Annotated in this window: 17 protein-coding genes, 1 tRNA gene and 1 rRNA gene; 6 read left to right on the top strand and 13 right to left on the bottom strand. The window is 39.2% G+C overall.

The window, feature by feature from the left end:
- Positions 1-27: 27 nt before the first annotated feature.
- Positions 28-1,248 carry an LCP family protein gene (locus NFR88_RS09425; RefSeq protein ID WP_251615434.1) on the bottom strand — a complete coding sequence of 407 codons (1,221 nt, stop codon included), beginning with the start codon at positions 1,246-1,248 and terminating at the stop codon, positions 28-30.
- A gap of 314 nt (positions 1,249-1,562) precedes the next feature.
- Between NFR88_RS09425 and NFR88_RS09430 the strand changes: the two genes are divergently transcribed.
- Entirely contained in the window at positions 1,563-1,886 is a 324-nt protein-coding gene (locus tag NFR88_RS09430) for a zinc-binding metallopeptidase family protein (RefSeq protein WP_202620377.1), read from the top strand.
- A gap of 104 nt (positions 1,887-1,990) precedes the next feature.
- On the opposite strand, the gene NFR88_RS09435 is transcribed toward NFR88_RS09430, so the two are convergent.
- Positions 1,991-2,067 (bottom strand) — tRNA-Arg (locus tag NFR88_RS09435).
- A gap of 167 nt (positions 2,068-2,234) precedes the next feature.
- Between NFR88_RS09435 and NFR88_RS09440 the strand changes: the two genes are divergently transcribed.
- From NFR88_RS09440 to NFR88_RS09450, 3 genes are all read left to right on the top strand, one after another.
- Positions 2,235-2,978 carry a MerR family transcriptional regulator gene (locus NFR88_RS09440; RefSeq protein ID WP_161908188.1) on the top strand — a complete coding sequence of 248 codons (744 nt, stop codon included), beginning with the start codon at positions 2,235-2,237 and terminating at the stop codon, positions 2,976-2,978.
- A 72-nt stretch (positions 2,979-3,050) separates the two neighbouring features.
- On the top strand, positions 3,051-3,776 hold the full coding sequence (locus NFR88_RS09445; protein WP_251615445.1) for an ABC transporter ATP-binding protein: 726 nt from the start codon (positions 3,051-3,053) through the stop codon (positions 3,774-3,776).
- Entirely contained in the window at positions 3,773-4,516 is a 744-nt protein-coding gene (locus tag NFR88_RS09450) for an ABC transporter permease (protein WP_251615447.1), read from the top strand. The genes NFR88_RS09445 and NFR88_RS09450 overlap by 4 nt, the downstream gene beginning before the upstream one ends.
- Positions 4,517-4,664: 148 nt before the next feature.
- Here NFR88_RS09450 and NFR88_RS09455 read toward each other — a convergent pair whose 3' ends face one another.
- The 6 genes from NFR88_RS09455 to NFR88_RS09480 all read right to left on the bottom strand — a co-directional run bounded on the left by NFR88_RS09455 (position 4,665) and on the right by NFR88_RS09480 (position 10,068).
- A complete protein-coding gene (locus tag NFR88_RS09455) occupies positions 4,665-6,338 on the bottom strand; it encodes a recombinase family protein (RefSeq protein WP_251615451.1) in 1,674 nt (557 codons plus the stop codon).
- 104 nt (positions 6,339-6,442) lie between these two features.
- Positions 6,443-6,709 carry a hypothetical protein gene (locus NFR88_RS09460; RefSeq protein WP_166542817.1) on the bottom strand — a complete coding sequence of 89 codons (267 nt, stop codon included), beginning with the start codon at positions 6,707-6,709 and terminating at the stop codon, positions 6,443-6,445.
- 82 nt (positions 6,710-6,791) lie between these two features.
- Complete coding sequence (locus tag NFR88_RS09465; RefSeq protein ID WP_166542816.1) at positions 6,792-7,220, bottom strand: sigma-70 family RNA polymerase sigma factor; 429 nt, start codon at positions 7,218-7,220, stop codon at positions 6,792-6,794.
- Between the two features lie 93 nt (positions 7,221-7,313).
- On the bottom strand, positions 7,314-7,823 hold the full coding sequence (locus NFR88_RS09470; protein WP_251615453.1) for a sigma-70 family RNA polymerase sigma factor: 510 nt from the start codon (positions 7,821-7,823) through the stop codon (positions 7,314-7,316).
- 445 nt (positions 7,824-8,268) lie between these two features.
- Positions 8,269-9,150, bottom strand: coding sequence for a radical SAM protein (locus NFR88_RS09475; RefSeq protein WP_251615455.1), 882 nt, complete (start codon positions 9,148-9,150; stop codon positions 8,269-8,271).
- Between the two features lie 18 nt (positions 9,151-9,168).
- On the bottom strand, positions 9,169-10,068 hold the full coding sequence (locus NFR88_RS09480; protein ID WP_251615458.1) for a B12-binding domain-containing radical SAM protein: 900 nt from the start codon (positions 10,066-10,068) through the stop codon (positions 9,169-9,171).
- A 150-nt stretch (positions 10,069-10,218) separates the two neighbouring features.
- Between NFR88_RS09480 and NFR88_RS09485 the strand changes: the two genes are divergently transcribed.
- Together NFR88_RS09485 and NFR88_RS09490 are read left to right on the top strand one after the other, a co-directional pair.
- Entirely contained in the window at positions 10,219-10,548 is a 330-nt protein-coding gene (locus tag NFR88_RS09485; protein ID WP_251615460.1) for a winged helix-turn-helix transcriptional regulator, read from the top strand.
- A gap of 49 nt (positions 10,549-10,597) precedes the next feature.
- Positions 10,598-11,401 (top strand): helix-turn-helix domain-containing protein, encoded by an 804-nt coding sequence (locus NFR88_RS09490; protein WP_251615463.1) that lies wholly within the window; start codon positions 10,598-10,600, stop codon positions 11,399-11,401.
- A gap of 1 nt (position 11,402) precedes the next feature.
- Here the strand turns inward: NFR88_RS09490 and NFR88_RS09495 are convergent, their stop codons facing one another.
- The 5 genes from NFR88_RS09495 to rrf all read right to left on the bottom strand — a co-directional run.
- A complete protein-coding gene (locus NFR88_RS09495) occupies positions 11,403-11,798 on the bottom strand; it encodes a cupin domain-containing protein (RefSeq protein ID WP_166542810.1) in 396 nt (131 codons plus the stop codon).
- A 250-nt stretch (positions 11,799-12,048) separates the two neighbouring features.
- A complete protein-coding gene (locus tag NFR88_RS09500) occupies positions 12,049-13,161 on the bottom strand; it encodes a UvrD-helicase domain-containing protein (RefSeq protein ID WP_207709289.1) in 1,113 nt (370 codons plus the stop codon).
- Entirely contained in the window at positions 13,154-14,797 is a 1,644-nt protein-coding gene (locus NFR88_RS09505; protein WP_166542809.1) for an ATP-dependent nuclease, read from the bottom strand. Before NFR88_RS09505 ends, NFR88_RS09500 begins: the two co-directional genes overlap by 8 nt.
- A gap of 136 nt (positions 14,798-14,933) precedes the next feature.
- Positions 14,934-15,305: a TnpV protein gene (locus tag NFR88_RS09510; protein ID WP_166542808.1), complete on the bottom strand. Its 372-nt coding sequence runs from the start codon at positions 15,303-15,305 to the stop codon at positions 14,934-14,936.
- Positions 15,306-15,440: 135 nt separating this feature from the next.
- Positions 15,441-15,516 (bottom strand): 5S ribosomal RNA (rrf, locus tag NFR88_RS09515); the annotation flags it as partial.

Genomic DNA, 15,516 nt, shown 5'->3' on the forward strand with positions numbered 1-15,516 from the left:
ATACAGTGTCTTTTGGTTTGATGTGATTTAATACAGCTCCGTGTCATAGCTGATGTCCTGATTAATCTGCTGACAGGTATCTGACAGCTGGTAATCCTCCTGTCCAAAAGCTCGTTTGTGCAGCCACTTTACGTTAGACTCCAAGGTCATCGGCACCACATAGGAAATGCCTCTAAGCAGGTCAGCCCAGTATTCATTCGGCCAGCTGACGCTCTTGCCAAAATGATATCTCGGCGCCTGAATTACCGCTGTATACATCTGCGTCTGACTCATATTGGTTCTGATATTTGGAAATACCGTGTCAGACAGTTCTTTTAACTTCCATGGGTGGGTCAAAGCCTTTTTCATAACTCCTGCAACCACAGCTTTGTAGCGTCTGCTTCTGCCTGCATCACCCCCGCTGGTCTTTCTGATTCTGCAGTAGGTCGTTGCCTGTACACCATCTAGCGTCTGTTTGCCTGTTTCCGTTATTTCGTGATAATCTCGTCCGACATTTTCTGCCGTATCCGGTCCCCAATGGTTCATATCGTTGATTTCGTTTTCCTTGACGTTGACGGTAATACCACCCAGACAATCCACTGCGTCTGCCACAGCTTTCCAGTTAAAGATGACAAACTCGTCAATATTCAAATCCAAACTCTGATTCAATGAGGCGCAAGTATTTACACCACCCGCATAGTGATGAGCATGGGTAATCTTGTCCAAAATAGATGTGCCATCCATATATTCCATTCTCAGGTAAGAATCACGCATGACAGAAATCAGTTTTATCTCTCCAGTAGACTTTTTAATACTCATGATGATGATAGCATCAGTTCTGCTGCCGTCATAACCCTCATCAGCTCTGGAATCTACGCCCAGAATTGCAATATTCCTATATCCGCTCAAATCGTCTTCTACCTGCGGATCAATAGCAAAAGCACTTTTCTCCGTTTCCACCTTATCAAAATTTCCCGTCAAAGCGTAGAATAGCCCGGTAAAAGCCAACAAAAATACCATGAACAGCATGATAAGATTTCGGATAAGCTTCCCCGGTCTAAATCTATATTTTTTCTTTTTCTTCTGTTTTTGTTTGCCTTTCGTTGATGCGCAGGCACCAGTACCAGCAGATTTGGCAATGCTGCCTGCCCTGCTTTTAGTCTGGGACTTTCCGCTTTTACGCCTTTGCGCTTCCCGGGCATAACGTTCTTCTTCCTTAGCATATTCCGGGTCTGATAACTGCCGTATCAGTTCCTTGCTGTATTTCATGCCCTCATAATTTTCAGTTTTCTTATTTCGATCGCTTCTCAAAATTCTATTTCCCCTCTTAGTGTGATTAACATCGTACTTTCGATTATACAAGGTTTTTAGTAAAATTTCAACAAATAGTCCATGATGAAAGTCTAACGATTTTCCTACAAAAAAGTTCTAATTATCTGCCCCTTTCAATTCCCATCATTACGTTTGCTTATGTGCTTACTAAAATTTTTTTGTTAGTTATTTGTGTATTTTTATGAACGGACACTGGTACTGCGTTCTGTAGATGATTTTCGAATCACAAGACATCGCAAGTGTCTTGAGCGTTGGCAGAGATTGAGATGATTTCTGAGGTGCTACCGCTAGTATGCGATCCTGTTATGACAAACGAGATAGTAGGCTATATGAAAGAACTTTCAATTCCAGAGCTGACTCCTGTTCCCGACACATCAGCCATTGCTTCTGAAGATTTTGCGACCATCGCTGAGAAAGTTCCCAACGTATTCATGTATCTTTTGGCTGGATATATGGACGAGCGAGGAGATGTCCCTGCACATAATCCCAGGCTTCAGTTCAATGAAAACGTCTGCCCAATCGGCTCTGCATATTTAACGCAATGCACAGTCCGGTGGCTAAAAGAACATCAATAAATCAAACGAAGACGACCTTGCTTTCCTTTTCGGTCTTGATCCCCTTCCATAACATCTGTTACCAAAAAACAAAAATACCCATCCGATGATGGGTATTTCCGTTTTGGTGCGCCATAAGGGACTCGAACCCCTAACCTTCGCATTCGTAGTGCGCTACTCTATCCAATTGAGCTAATAGCGCACGAACAACTTGTTCGTACCTACTTATTATAGTTCAATTCATCGAATTTGTAAAGAAGTTTTTTTGTTTCAATTATGATTTATCTATGTTAAAATAAATCCCTACACTATACCACCAGACTTTTTTTCTGTGATATAGTGGTTGAGAGAGAACGGAGGTGAGAAACTGTGACCACATACAAAACTGCGGAAGTTGCCGCAATCATCGGAATACATCCAAATACAGTACGATTATACGAAAAACTGAAGCTGATACCTAAGCCAGAACGGCTGCCAAATGGGTATCGCATATTTACAGAATTTCATATAAAGCAATGCAAACTGATACGCCTTGCATTTCAAGTAGAGGTATTGCAGAACGGGTTAAGAAAAAACATTGCACAAATGCTTACTATATCAGCAGCAGGAGATTTTGATACAGCTATTACGCTTACGAAAAACTACTTAGGACAAATCGGGAGAGAACGCCGGAACGCGGAAGAAGCCATTGAAATTGTAAAGCAAATTTTATCCGGAGATATTGAGAAAAATTCGCAGTATCAGAAGCGAAAAGAGGTATCAGAACTGCTCGATATTTCTATGGACACGCTCCGAAACTGGGAAATGAACGGCTTACTTACAGTAAAAAGAAAAGATAACGGGTATCGAATCTATACCGATGAGGATATACAGCGGCTAAAGATCATTCGCACATTAAGATGTGCAAATTACTCCTTAGAGGCAATCCTTCGTTTGTTGCAGCAGCTATCCCAAAATCCAGATGCTGATATTCGAGCCACCTTGAATACACCGAAACAGACTGATGATATTATTTCTGTCTGCGACAGACTAATTGTCTCACTGTCAGTAGCAGAAAAAAATGCTATTGCGATTTTGGATATGCTGTACGATATGAAAATTGAATTTTCATAAACCCTACACTTTACCACCAATGTTTTCATTGGTGGTATTCTTATTTCACAAGAAACAAAAGGAGGTCTTATTATGCAGACTGTAATCAATGTAGAGCGATTATCAAAATCCTACGGCAACCTGCTTGCAGTAAACAAAATCAGTTTGTCCGTAAAGCGTGGAACCGTTTACGGACTTCTTGGCGCAAACGGTGCAGGAAAAAGCACAACAATCGAATGTATCTTAGGTACAAAAAATGCCGACAGCGGAACAATATCAGTCTTGGGGTATAACCCTAAAATGGACAGGCATCGCCTATTTCAAAATGTAGGCGTTCAGTTTCAAGAGGGCGATTATCAGCCGGAAATAAAAGTCTCAGAGCTATGTGAAGAAACTGCTTGTCTTTATGACGCTCCTGCCGACTGGAAAAAGCTTTGTGAACAATTTGGAATAGCAGGTAAAATTGGAAATATGTTAAAGAGCTTGTCCGGCGGGGAGCGTCAGCGCTTATTCATCGTACTCGCCTTAATCCCAAACCCGGAACTGGTATTTCTTGATGAATTGACTACAGGGCTTGACGCAAAAGCCCGGCGTGATGTCTGGAAAATATTATCTGAATTAAAAAGCAAGGGGTTGACTATCTTTTTAACTTCCCATTTCATGGACGAAGTGGAAGCCCTATGTGATGAAATTTGCATTTTGAGAAACGGCAAAATCATATTTTTCGGAACCGTTGAGCAGGCAAAAAAAGTCAGTAAATGCGAGAACTTTGAAGACGCTTATCTTAGGCTTTCCGGTGAGGAGGTAGAAAAAGAATGAAATCATTTGGAACACTTTTAAAAATTGAATTGAAACTAAACATCAGAAACATGAATATGGTTATTTTCGCTGTTATTGTGCCACTGATTGTCTTAGGTTTGCTTGGCCTCATTTACGGAACAAAACCCGCCGCAGACGGAGCGCCATACACTTTTATGGAACAGTCTTTCAGCGCACTAAGCTGTATCTCCATTTGTGCGGGTGGGCTAATGGGTCTGCCCCTTGTCGTATCAGAATATCGGGAACGAAAAATCTTGAAGCGTTATCAAGTCACCCCTATCAGCCCAGCAAAATTACTTTTGGTAGTATTTTTGATTTATATTATCTATTGCATCGTTTCAATACTCACCCTGTTCCTTGCCGCCATGCTGTTTTGGAAAATAAGAATACATGGGGCTTTGCTGTTATTCTTGGGAAGCTGGCTTTTGACTATGGTATCGACTTTAAGTATCGGATTGTTAGTTGGTGGAATTGCCAAAAATATGAAAAGCGCAAGCGTAATTGCCTGTATCTTATATTTCCCCATGCTGATTTTTTCAGGTACAACGCTTCCCTTCGAGGTTATGCCCATTACCATGCAAAAAATTATCAGTATCTTTCCATTGACACAGGGTATTCAGTTAATGAAAAACGCATTTCTTGGGTCACCGATTGAAAATGCTATATTCCCGGTTGTTATTATGAGTATTACCGCATTAATCTGTTTTGCTATTTCCATAAAATATTTTAAATGGGAATAAACATCTTCTTTGGCTTTACTTCAGTGCATTTGAGCTGTCCCGTTTTGTACGCTACGCTAAAAAAAGAAACTGCACTTCCTACCCTTCACATAAGGAAGTGAAGGGTACAAGGGCATCTCTGTATCAAATTACGGTATAGTCTTCGTGGCTATGCCGTTTTTTCTTCTTTGGAACGCTTCTGTTTCAAGCGTTCCTGGAACATTTCTTCATATTCTTCAGCGGATGGGGCGTTGATAATACCGACTCCATTATAGTGAATATCAATAGGATACACTGTCTTTCCGTCTATGACCTCTTTCTTGGATACCATGATGTAGTCTATAAATTCATTGACGACGGCAGGCGTAAGTTCCTTGATTTCGGTATACCTCTTGACCTTTTCCACAAAGGCTGATACATTTGCAGTTTTGTCATCCTGCATTTCAATATCCAATTTTAATTGGGTAAGTAATTCTTTCAGCATTTTCTGTTCGGCTTCATAACTTGCCGACATTGTTGCAAAACGCTCATCGCTCAGTTTTCCCGATACATTATCTTCATAAATCCGCTGAAACAATACGTCAAGTTCAGCAATACGCTTTTCACATTTGGCTAATTCACGCCGCTTCTTGGCAATTTCTTTCCGCTGTTCTTCGCTTGATTTGTCAAGCTGCTCCTGCACAAACTGTTTTTCAAACGCCTGCACATAGAACAGCACACGCCGCAAACTTTCAAGCACTAAGGCATGGACAACCTTTTCACGAATATAATGTGCCGTACAGTTTGCAGTATTCTTGCGGTAGTTAGAACAGAAAAAGTATGCCTGCTCTCGGCTGTAATTGTTCGTCACGCTATAATACAGTTTTTCCCCGCAGTCGGCACAATAGAGTAATCCTGAAAAAATGCTGACTTCGCCTGTACGGTTTGGTCTGCGCTTGTGGCTTCTAAGCTCCTGTACAAGTTCCCATGTTTCGCTGTCAATAATGGCTTCATGGGTATTTTCAAATACTTTCCATTCCTCTTTCGGTCTGTGAATCTTGGTCTTATCTTTAAAAGAGCGTGTCGTAGAACGGAAATTAACCGTATGTCCGCAGTATTCAAGCCGTTCCAGAATATCCGCAACTGTCCTTGCCGCCCATTTATGTGGAACAGCAGGAAGTACAGATGTCTTTCGCCCTTGTGCCTGCCAATGCTCTGTTGGCGTTGAAATACCCTCCGAAAAAAGGATATTTGCTATCTGCGTCGGTCCGTATCCCTCAACGCATAGGCGAAATATTTTGCGTACAACCTCTGCGGCTTCTTCGTCAATCAACCAATGGGCAGGATTGGCTTCGTTCTTCTTGTAACCGTAGGGGATAACCGTTGTAAGAGGTTTCCCCGACATGCCTTTGTTCTGGAATACCGCCCGTACTTTCTTTGAAGTATTCTTGGCATGCATCTCATTGAACCAGTCCTGCACAGGGAGAAAATCACTCAATCCGTCCTTTGTGTCAATATTGTCCATAATGGCAATATAGCGGATGCCCAGACGGACAAAATCTTCTTCCAATAGCTGACCGACAACAAGGCGGTTTCTGCCAAGCCTTGAATGGTCTTTGACAATAATCGTTCCAATTTCTCCCGCCTCGGCAAGCTCCATCAGTTCCATAAAAGACGGTCTTGTGAAGCTGACACCAGAATATCCGTCATCTACGAAAAATTGGGGATTCTGAAATCCGTTATCCTTTGCGTACTTGCTGACAATTGATTTTTGATTAGTAATGCTGTTGCTCTCCCCTTGCAGCATATCGTCACGGCTAAGCCTGCAATAGAGGGCAGTAATTTTTTCTGACTGTCTGTTCAAAATAAACTCCTTTCCGACAGTCGGATATGATGTTTGTAGTGATGCTATTCTACCATATCTGCCGTCTTACTTCAACGCTTTAAAGTGCGAATTAAAAAATATTTTCATACCTCTGTACCTAATATCCGATTAACTTTGGTTATCATATCTTCCCTTTGTTCTTTATTGAAGTGAGAACAGACAACATAATAAATACCATCTATCTCCTTTACAAAATCCAAATCTTTTGGTTTTGAAATTTGCCCAAAGAAAGAAAGGCGTTTCTCTTTCGGCAAATCAGCAAGCATATCGTAAATGTTGTTGATTGCTTCTCGAATAGCGGTATCTTCGGTAAATTGCTCCTTTGTTCTTTTGTCTATATAGTTGTCCATATGCAATAATCCTCCCATGAAGAATAGAGTGAGAAAAAATATCCCTCACCCTATAGTCCTTGAAAAAGTTAAAATTTGCCCTCTATTGCTTAAAATCTTTTAGCTTTTTCCGTAGATGCTGCATCCTTGCATAGATAGCCCCTGCGGTTAAATGCACAAGTGGGGCAATCTCCTTTGTGGAATAGCCCTGCATTTTCAGCAGGACGATTTGTAATGTGCGTCTGTCCACCGTGATTAAGGCAAGGTACAGATTTTCGCTTTCAATCTCGTCCAGTAAATCAGAAACAGACCTTACTTCCGCCTGCTTCTCCCTGTCTGCTATACCCTCAAGGTATTCTCCGAAATCGCTCGCCCATCGGTAAAACCGCCTGTTGGAATTAAAATCTGCCCTGTCATCTGTGCGGATTTGCTCAATGACCGCGTCATCAATGCCACACTCACGTAAAATCTTTTCTTCGGCTTCTTTCCAGATGCGCCATTTTCTCTCCTCTCGTCCGTGGTTGTATGTCATCTTTATTTCCTCCAATCAAAACTGATTGAGAGGGCAGGCAAAAGCCCCCTCATTTTCCCAAAGGAAAAAACAAGGGGGCTGAACGCCTTAAATTTAAACCTCCATTATCTTTCTCAGTTTCGCAAGGATTTTAGTTTTGCGTTTATTGACAACGCTCTGTGTTATGCCTAACCGCACTCCAACTTCCCGCTCAGGAAGTTCTTCAAAGAAGATTGCTTTTACCAATGCCTGCTCACCATCCGACAATAAGGGCAGGGCGGCTTTCAGCCTGTCCACCATTACCGCATGGACAACGATTTCCGCAACGTCCACCGCTTCATCAACAATGAAATCAAGCACATTCCCCTCACTGTCCGTAAATCCCTCCAATGAAAGCAACTTGTGGTTCGCGTCCAGTTTTTTCAGATAACGCCAACGTTCTTTATCCCGATAAAAATCTGTGTACTGTTCTCGCACAACCTCAAGCAAACAACCCTGCACGGGGATAAATAGCTTGTCCATGTAACTTTGGTCGGTTTGCCTGCGGCGGCAGAAATCTTGATAGGACAGTTCCACATAGCCGCCATTCTCTTTGATATATACTTTTCTTGGTGTATACTTCACCGTAAGTACCTCCCATCTGAATTTTTGAAATGCTAAAATCCAGATAGAGAGGGCGGCGAACGACAGCCCACACAAGAACTAGCCCTGCGGAACATTCCGATAAAAAACGACAAAAGAAAAACCGCAAAGGCACTGTGACCTCTACGGTTATAGGATATATATATTCCGTTAAGCGGAGATTCTACTTCTGGTTTTATGGTGAGAAGTAGCGTTGTATGGGCAGAAACTTTTTTAACTGGCTTTCCGACAATCCCCGATATGCTATGTATGAATAAACTCTGCAGTACATGAGTAGATAGAATACTGCCCGAAAAAAGAACATAAAAAATCCCTCCAAACTTTAAAACAGGTCTGGAGGGCTAAACTATTCTCGTTTGGGCGTGAAGATACAGCCCACCAAAACGCTGTTTTTTTATTCGGTGGGCTATAACTTAAAATACAAGCCTTATCCCAAAGACTTCAAATTATTTCTATATTCCTGCATCTCCCTTTCGTCTGTGTTATCTATAACAAATTGCAGTTCGTTTGTTACCTTTTCACGGTCATAGGGAAGATACGCCGTTACGGGCGTGAAATTAGATACCGTGTTCGCAAACAGGTGTGTGCGTATATTTAGGTTATTGATTAGGATTTGCAATTCACGGATACGCTCTTTTTCTTCGGCAGGTACAAACAAGCCCTGCTGTGCCATCTGGTAAAGCTCTGTATCTGGAAAAAGTGTGAGAGAGTCCACGGAAATAAAATACGGATTAAGCTGACTGAACAGCTCTGCACTATTCCTTGCATTTTGGTATCCGCCGCCTTTTCCCGCAAGCCCTGTCATATAAACAAAGTAGTATTCAATGCCTGCTTCGTCCAATTTCCTGCATTGCTCCAGAATATCCGCCGAGGTATATCCTTTATTGGCAAGGGCAAGCGTTTCATCATCGCCGCTTTCCACACCGATGCTCAGTCCGTTAATACCCATCGCTCTTAATTTTCTAAGCTGCCATACCTCTTTGTTTTTAATATCACGGATGCTCGCAAACATAGCCATTGTCTGACACTTAATCAGATAGTCCCTTACCGTCAATGCCCGTAGTTTAAGATTTTTATAGCTCATTGCGAACGGGTTAGCTCCCGTCCAGAAAATCCTTCGGGCGTTTGGCTGATAGCTTTTTATCTCCGCTAAATCTTCCTCAAATTCCTCAATGGGCGACATTCGGAAGCACTCATTTTTATACAGGCTACAAAACTTGCATTTGTTATAGGTGCAGCCAGAGGTAGCCTGTATGATGACCGAATGAGCTTCATACGGTGGTCGCCAAGTTCTGCCTGTAAAGTGCATGATTGCCCCTCCTTTGACTTACAGATGATGAACGCTTTTTCTATACCGCTGTAATTCTTCTTCGCTGACATTTCCTATGATTTCATCGAGAAACGCCAACAGTTTTTTCTTGTCTTTCGGCAGTTGCCCATGAAATTGGTACGCATTGGAATCTCCCATTGCCGCAAAAATGGTCGGTATCTGCAAATTTTCAATGAGCGTCCGTACCTCTTTGTATTTTTCAAGTTCGCCTTCCTCTTGCCAGTTTCCACGCTGTATTTCAGCATAAAGTTCAGAATCGGGATAAATCGTAAGCATATTTGCTCCGATAAGCGTAGGGTGTATCTGATTGCATATATCAGCCGTCAATTTTGCTCCGATTTCTCCACGACCTGCTCCAGAAATGCTCACCAAGTAAAAGAAACTGTAATGAATGCCTGCTGCATCTAATCTCTGGCATTGCTCTATAATGTCCGCCGAGGTATATCCCTTGTTCATAAACCGCAGGGCTTCGTCATCGCCTGTTTCTATTCCTATTGTCAGACCGTCATATCCCATAGCCCGCAGTTTGGCAAGTTCCTCATCGGTTTTAGGGGTAACATCTGTAATCCTCGCAAACGAGCCGATAGATGTAACTGACGGGAGATATTTGCGGATTAGCTCTGCAATCGCAGTTAATTTGTCATAAGACAAAACAAAGGGGTTAGCTCCCGTCAAAAATACTCGGCAGGTACGCCCGCTGTTCCAACCTTTTGTTGCTCTTTTAACCTCCCGTAAATCACTCTCAATATCCTCCAGAGGGGACATTCTGAATTTGAACGGCAAATCATTATACAAGGTACAAAACTTGCATTTATGATGCGTACAGCCTGCCGTTACCTCTAACAAAAGTGATGCCGCTTCATACGGCGGTCGCCAAATTGTTCCTGTGTAGTGCATAAACACATCTCCTTTTCTGTAGTCTATACTAATTATACTTGCGTACAATGATTTTACAAGTACTGTACTTTTTTATAGTACCTATATTGAAACGGTACATTGATTTTTGAGAAAAGGTGTGTTATACTATTTCAGAAAGGAGTGGCAGGAATGAAAAAAAGTACATTGGCTGTTGAACGCTGCAAAACAGTTTCTACCATACAAAAAATCTTGGGCGGTAAATGGAAAATTGAAATCATCTATTACATCGCCTTTCGGGATATACACCGCTTTGGAGAGCTTCGCAGACATATCGGTGACATTACGGAATCAAGCCTGACAAAGCAGCTTCGGGAACTGGAAGCCGACGGCTTTATTACCCGTTATGACTATAAAGAAGTACCTCCCCGTGTGGAGTATAACCTTACTGACTTAGGCAAGAGTTTCATTCCCGTTTTTGAACACATGAAACAATGGGGAGATGAAAACCTCGGCGAGTAAATAACGCACATTATCTGGCAGGCACATAAATAGTTAGGAAGTAATACTTATGGCAACAAATAGCATACGCTACATATATAATTCTAATATGGGCATGGAATTGATTTTCTGTGAAAATTCAACAATATCCTATCCCACTCATAACCATGTTTCCGTGCTTACAATCGGCATTGTGTTAGATGGCTCTATTGTGCTTACTGCGAATAATAATGTAAAGGTTTATGAAAAAAATCAGACCTTTATCATCTGCCCATATATGCCGCATAGCATTTCAACACATAGCAGCTATACTTTGCTAAGTTTATGTATTGATAAAAATATTGCCGCACACTATTCCGCCGATAAAATAAGGCATAACATAATGGCTCTGTTAATGAATGCTTTAAATACAGAAAGAATCAATCAGTACCAGACATTACAATTATTGGACTGCTTAAACTCGTTTGCCGCCTATACAGATTGGCACTCTGAAAGCCAAAATCCATTTATCAATAACCTAAAAAAGCAGTTGGAATTATACCCCGAAGCCAAAGTTAGTATTGAAGAAATGGCTCAAAACGCATTTATCAGTAAATACCATTTCATCCGAAGTTTTAAGGCAGAAGTGGGACTTACACCGCATCAGTTTCAACTTCAAAACCGCATTCGCAAGGCACAACGATTGATGCACAATGCTGAAACAATAACAGAAGTGGCTTTGACCACAGGTTTTTGCGACCAAAGCCACTTCATAAAACAATTTGAAAAGCAGGTAGGCTTACCACCGCTAACTTATAAATTATCTTCCCAAACAATCTTAAAGGATACCTCTATACCATTTGGCAATATTGAGGAAATTAAAACTGGGAAATGAGTTAGCACAATGCAGGCATAAATTTTGCAAACAGATAAAGACCATCTTCTCCTGCAATGACTTCATGCGGTACTCCGATAGGAAAAATGGAAATTACGCCTGCTTCATAGGGCAGCTTCGCTCCATTGTTCACACAGATGCCTGCACCAGAAATAACTTCATGTGTTTCTAATTGCTTTTCGTGGATATGATTGCCAATCTTTTTATTAGGGGCTATTCTCACAAGATGGAAGCTGAACTGTCCATCTGTCTTTTCGGATGTGATAATATGTTTTAATTCTACACCCTCGAAAGTTGGATGTTTCGACCATGAAATAGCGTCAAAGGCTACCGTAGCATTTGGTAAAAGTAACTTTCCTCCCTCATTGAATTTTTCAAACAGATTTTTATAATCCATTCTCAGCACTTCCTTTCAAATTTTATTGACAGTGTTCCTGCCTGCAAATATCATATCAATAAGCACAAAATTTGAATTGTAAAAAATTGCGGAATAAAAACAGAGCCAGTAAGCAGTGAGTGATACCCACTTGCTATTGGCTCTGCATCCTTTTTATGGGGTATTAGGGGCAAATGTCCCTAACAAGCGAATTTGGATAACCAAATTCAGTGCTTGGTAAGACATATCACTTCAAAATATTACTTAAATATCAACAGTCCTTTTGATAATTTTTTATCCCATCAATGCAAATATTTTTCTTGTTTTCAAATACTATAGCAACACTATAACGTGCCCTTGTAATTGCAACATAGAGCTTTGAACGACTTGATGCCGCTAATTCTTTTGAATGATTTTGAATCCATTCTAACATAGGTTTCGTAGGATAAATTACTGTTCTATCAAAAGATAATCCTTTTGCTTCCCCAAAATTCATTACACGATAGTTGTTATTAACTTTCACATTTACCTTATCTCTTAACTGCATAGGGTCATATTTATCTAAATATTCAGCTAATTCTGATGGTTCAATAAAGAATACTCCATCATGTCCTGTAGTTCCTTTTTCAACAAAATTACAAGGGGGATATTCTGGATATATACTGTTTGCAAAGTCACATATCCGTTTTTCGTTTCTATAAGTAGTATTTAAGGAAGTTTTATCAATTTGAATATCTATTTTTTTACATTGTTCAAGAATAAATTGTTCAATCTTTCCATCACTATATTTTCCATACTTTGTTTCCTCATGTGTATGATATGTAACTTGTCTTGGGTCACCGACCATTATTAAATTTGAATCTGATTGCAAAAGCAAACGTACTATTTCAAGGTCAAATCCAGCTAAATCTTGAACCTCATCTATGAATATATTGGGATAAATTCTGCTTAATCTATCAATTATTAATCCATTTACTGCATCGTTTGCCTTGCAAACAAACTTCGATATTTTATCGGAATATATCATCATTCCTTTACTAAAGTAGTGGTTTCTTGGGTCAGATTCTGGATAGTAAACTGGAAATTTACCCCTATATTTCAAACCTGATTTTTGATTAACTAATAACAATCCTTTTATATTTTCTTCCAATATTACACTCTGATAAGGCTTAACCCCATGCTGCAAAAGAAGCGAAAACCATGTTTGAATATAAATATTTTCTGGTATAGAACCATTAATCTCAATAAATTTCTTTCTAATTTCAGCCTCATTTGCTTCAGTAAAAGTTGTAATTAGAACTCTTTTGTTTGTTGTTTTTAAAGCTTCTTTTATTAGAAAGGTGGTTTTTCCTGAACCTGCAGCAGCAATAACTAATTTATTCATTATCACTAATCGCCTCCATAATATAATTTGGAAAAACAATAGTCTCAGATGTATTAAATATTGCCATAGCACATTCCGTTTTATTATGCTTCATGTATTTTCGCAAATCATCTTCATTTGCATATTGTGTTCCGAATATCAAATTAAACAAATTTAAACTATTTGCTTTTAGTAATTTGGGTTCCAACGTGTTGTAATTATAATTTTTTTCTCCAATTTTAAGTGTTCCAGTGTCAACAGTTTCATCGTAGCAAATATTAATATTAGGTTGTTTGTTATCCCCCAAATAGTCGCTGTATTTGGTTTTTAATGCGTTAGGGTCTCCATCATTATCAGTTACTACCGAAACTTTCTTATTTAAAATTGAAGCCAATTCTAAAAATCTCAAGAATGAAGTTCCTACCGAAATAACGTCTATTCCGTCTTGTATAGGTAATCTGCCATTATTGTTACACATGTATGCTTTTTGTACCACCAACTCGTCCGAATCACCTTCAACAAGGATTGCTTTCTTACACAAAATTAATCTTAGAGTATCATATCCTGCTATTCTTTTGAAGAATTCTGCTGAATCCAATTTTGCAATTCTAACTATATTATGGTTATCTAACAATAACAAATTTTCAAGCCCCAACTTGTTTGCTACAAAGCTACTATGAGTAGATATGATAATTTGTTTATTGCCATATTTACTCTCTATTGATGAAATTAATTGATTTAACTTAGAAAAGGATAAATGACTTTCGGGTTCTTCTAATAAAATTATACTTGCGTTTTGTACTTGCTTATGTGTTAAGGCTAATTCGGTTTTCATAACACATTGTGCCCCTTTTCCAACATACCCAAAAGGTATATTATTTAACTGGGTTACAAGGCTATTTTCCCATGCATTCTTTGTTCCTAAATCCACTGATAACGAAACTTCACCATCTATAATTGAAGATTCTTTACTAATTCTATCGTTAATTGCTTGAATTGAAGGGTCTTCCATAAATTCATCTCGCATATTCCTATGTGCTTGGGCAACAGATGTTACTTCTTCTGGGGAAAGTAAATCTTTAACTATACGCGAAATATAAACATCTGACCCGTTTTGATAACGATAATTTGAAGAATCTATCATTGCTGACTTAATAGGAATACTTCTTATCGTTATTGCTTGTCGTGCGAAAGATATCCATGAAACATCATAATATTCAATAGGTAAGCTTGACAATTTTTTTAATGCTATGAGTTTAGCATATTCATCATTATATTTATCGTTATAAAAAATTCTAAATTGAAGTCCTTCAACTTTATTTAACCGCTCAGTATTATTGTTTCCTTCAAACTCTGGACATAATGACCCCTCAAAAAATATTTCAATTAGGATTTCTGGTGGAGATAATGGGGTTCCTCTATTCACTGATTCTATATATTCTGCAATCACTTCCCTATTAAAAAGGTATTGTGACAATTCATTGCGAATATTACGACCACCATACATACCTGTTAATGCCAAATGTATGGCTTCTAAAATAGTTGATTTTCCAGTTTCATTATTTCCAACTAAAATATTTAAACCTTTATTAAGTTTTAATTCAAATATTCCTTTGTAGCTCTTAAAATTACAAATTTTTATTCTGTCTATTGCCATATTTCACAACTCCTTATATTTTCTATTTGTTTGTTTAGAAGCTATATATTGAGATTATATCATATGGAAACCTTAATTTTCCACCATAGATTGAAAAGGATAGCGGTATCAGCTTTTGCCAATACCGCTCCTCAAACTAGTTATAAGTCACTTCATTTAAAACAATTTCTTCTACTTGTTGTCTAATGCAATTCATCTTCCTTGTCCACTCAATGGGATTATCTTCTTTTAATTGTTCGGTGATTTCTTGCTCTTGTTTCATTTGTTCCACAATCCGAGAAAATCTTTCGCAGGCTTGATTATCAATCTCAGACAGATATTCATTGAGAACACCGTTTGTAAGCAAATTAATATAAGTCAGTTTGAGGTACTCTTGTAAGTATCTCAAATGCTGTTGTCCATAAATACCAATATCATTTTCTTCGCTCTTAGGAAGTGTAAGATTTGGAATTAAATAATCACTTTCATTATGGTATGTACCGCCGAATTGTTCGAACAATGATTTCATTGTAGTTGTCCTCCATTAATATATTTATTTTCCTACAAATTCATCATATCCAACCGTCATTGCAAATACTTATAAACGCCGCAAGGGACACTTCCTTATGTGAAGTGTCCCTCTGTGCAGTTTCTTTTTTAACAAAACCGGCAACGACCTACTTTCCCAGGCAGCTTCCCACCAAGTATCATCGGCGCTTGAGAGCTTAACTTCTGTGTTC

Source organism: Senimuribacter intestinalis (genome assembly GCF_943192965.1).
Classification (GTDB): domain Bacteria; phylum Bacillota; class Clostridia; order Peptostreptococcales; family Anaerovoracaceae; genus Senimuribacter; species Senimuribacter intestinalis.

What these genes read in the sequence shown, in the direction of transcription:
- NFR88_RS09425 (WP_251615434.1), bottom strand. Translation starts at nt 1,248, where the DNA reads ATGAAATACAGCAAGGAACTGATACGGCAGTTATCAGACCCGGAATAT.
- NFR88_RS09445 (WP_251615445.1), top strand. Translation starts at nt 3,051, where the DNA reads ATGCAGACTGTAATCAATGTAGAGCGATTATCAAAATCCTACGGCAAC.
- NFR88_RS09450 (WP_251615447.1), top strand. Translation starts at nt 3,773, where the DNA reads ATGAAATCATTTGGAACACTTTTAAAAATTGAATTGAAACTAAACATC.
- NFR88_RS09460 (WP_166542817.1), bottom strand. Translation starts at nt 6,709, where the DNA reads ATGGACAACTATATAGACAAAAGAACAAAGGAGCAATTTACCGAAGAT.
- NFR88_RS09465 (WP_166542816.1), bottom strand. Translation starts at nt 7,220, where the DNA reads ATGACATACAACCACGGACGAGAGGAGAGAAAATGGCGCATCTGGAAA.
- NFR88_RS09475 (WP_251615455.1), bottom strand. Translation starts at nt 9,150, where the DNA reads ATGCACTTTACAGGCAGAACTTGGCGACCACCGTATGAAGCTCATTCG.
- NFR88_RS09480 (WP_251615458.1), bottom strand. Translation starts at nt 10,068, where the DNA reads ATGCACTACACAGGAACAATTTGGCGACCGCCGTATGAAGCGGCATCA.
- NFR88_RS09485 (WP_251615460.1), top strand. Translation starts at nt 10,219, where the DNA reads ATGAAAAAAAGTACATTGGCTGTTGAACGCTGCAAAACAGTTTCTACC.
- NFR88_RS09490 (WP_251615463.1), top strand. Translation starts at nt 10,598, where the DNA reads ATGGCAACAAATAGCATACGCTACATATATAATTCTAATATGGGCATG.
- NFR88_RS09495 (WP_166542810.1), bottom strand. Translation starts at nt 11,798, where the DNA reads ATGGATTATAAAAATCTGTTTGAAAAATTCAATGAGGGAGGAAAGTTA.
- NFR88_RS09500 (WP_207709289.1), bottom strand. Translation starts at nt 13,161, where the DNA reads ATGAATAAATTAGTTATTGCTGCTGCAGGTTCAGGAAAAACCACCTTT.
- NFR88_RS09505 (WP_166542809.1), bottom strand. Translation starts at nt 14,797, where the DNA reads ATGGCAATAGACAGAATAAAAATTTGTAATTTTAAGAGCTACAAAGGA.
- NFR88_RS09510 (WP_166542808.1), bottom strand. Translation starts at nt 15,305, where the DNA reads ATGAAATCATTGTTCGAACAATTCGGCGGTACATACCATAATGAAAGT.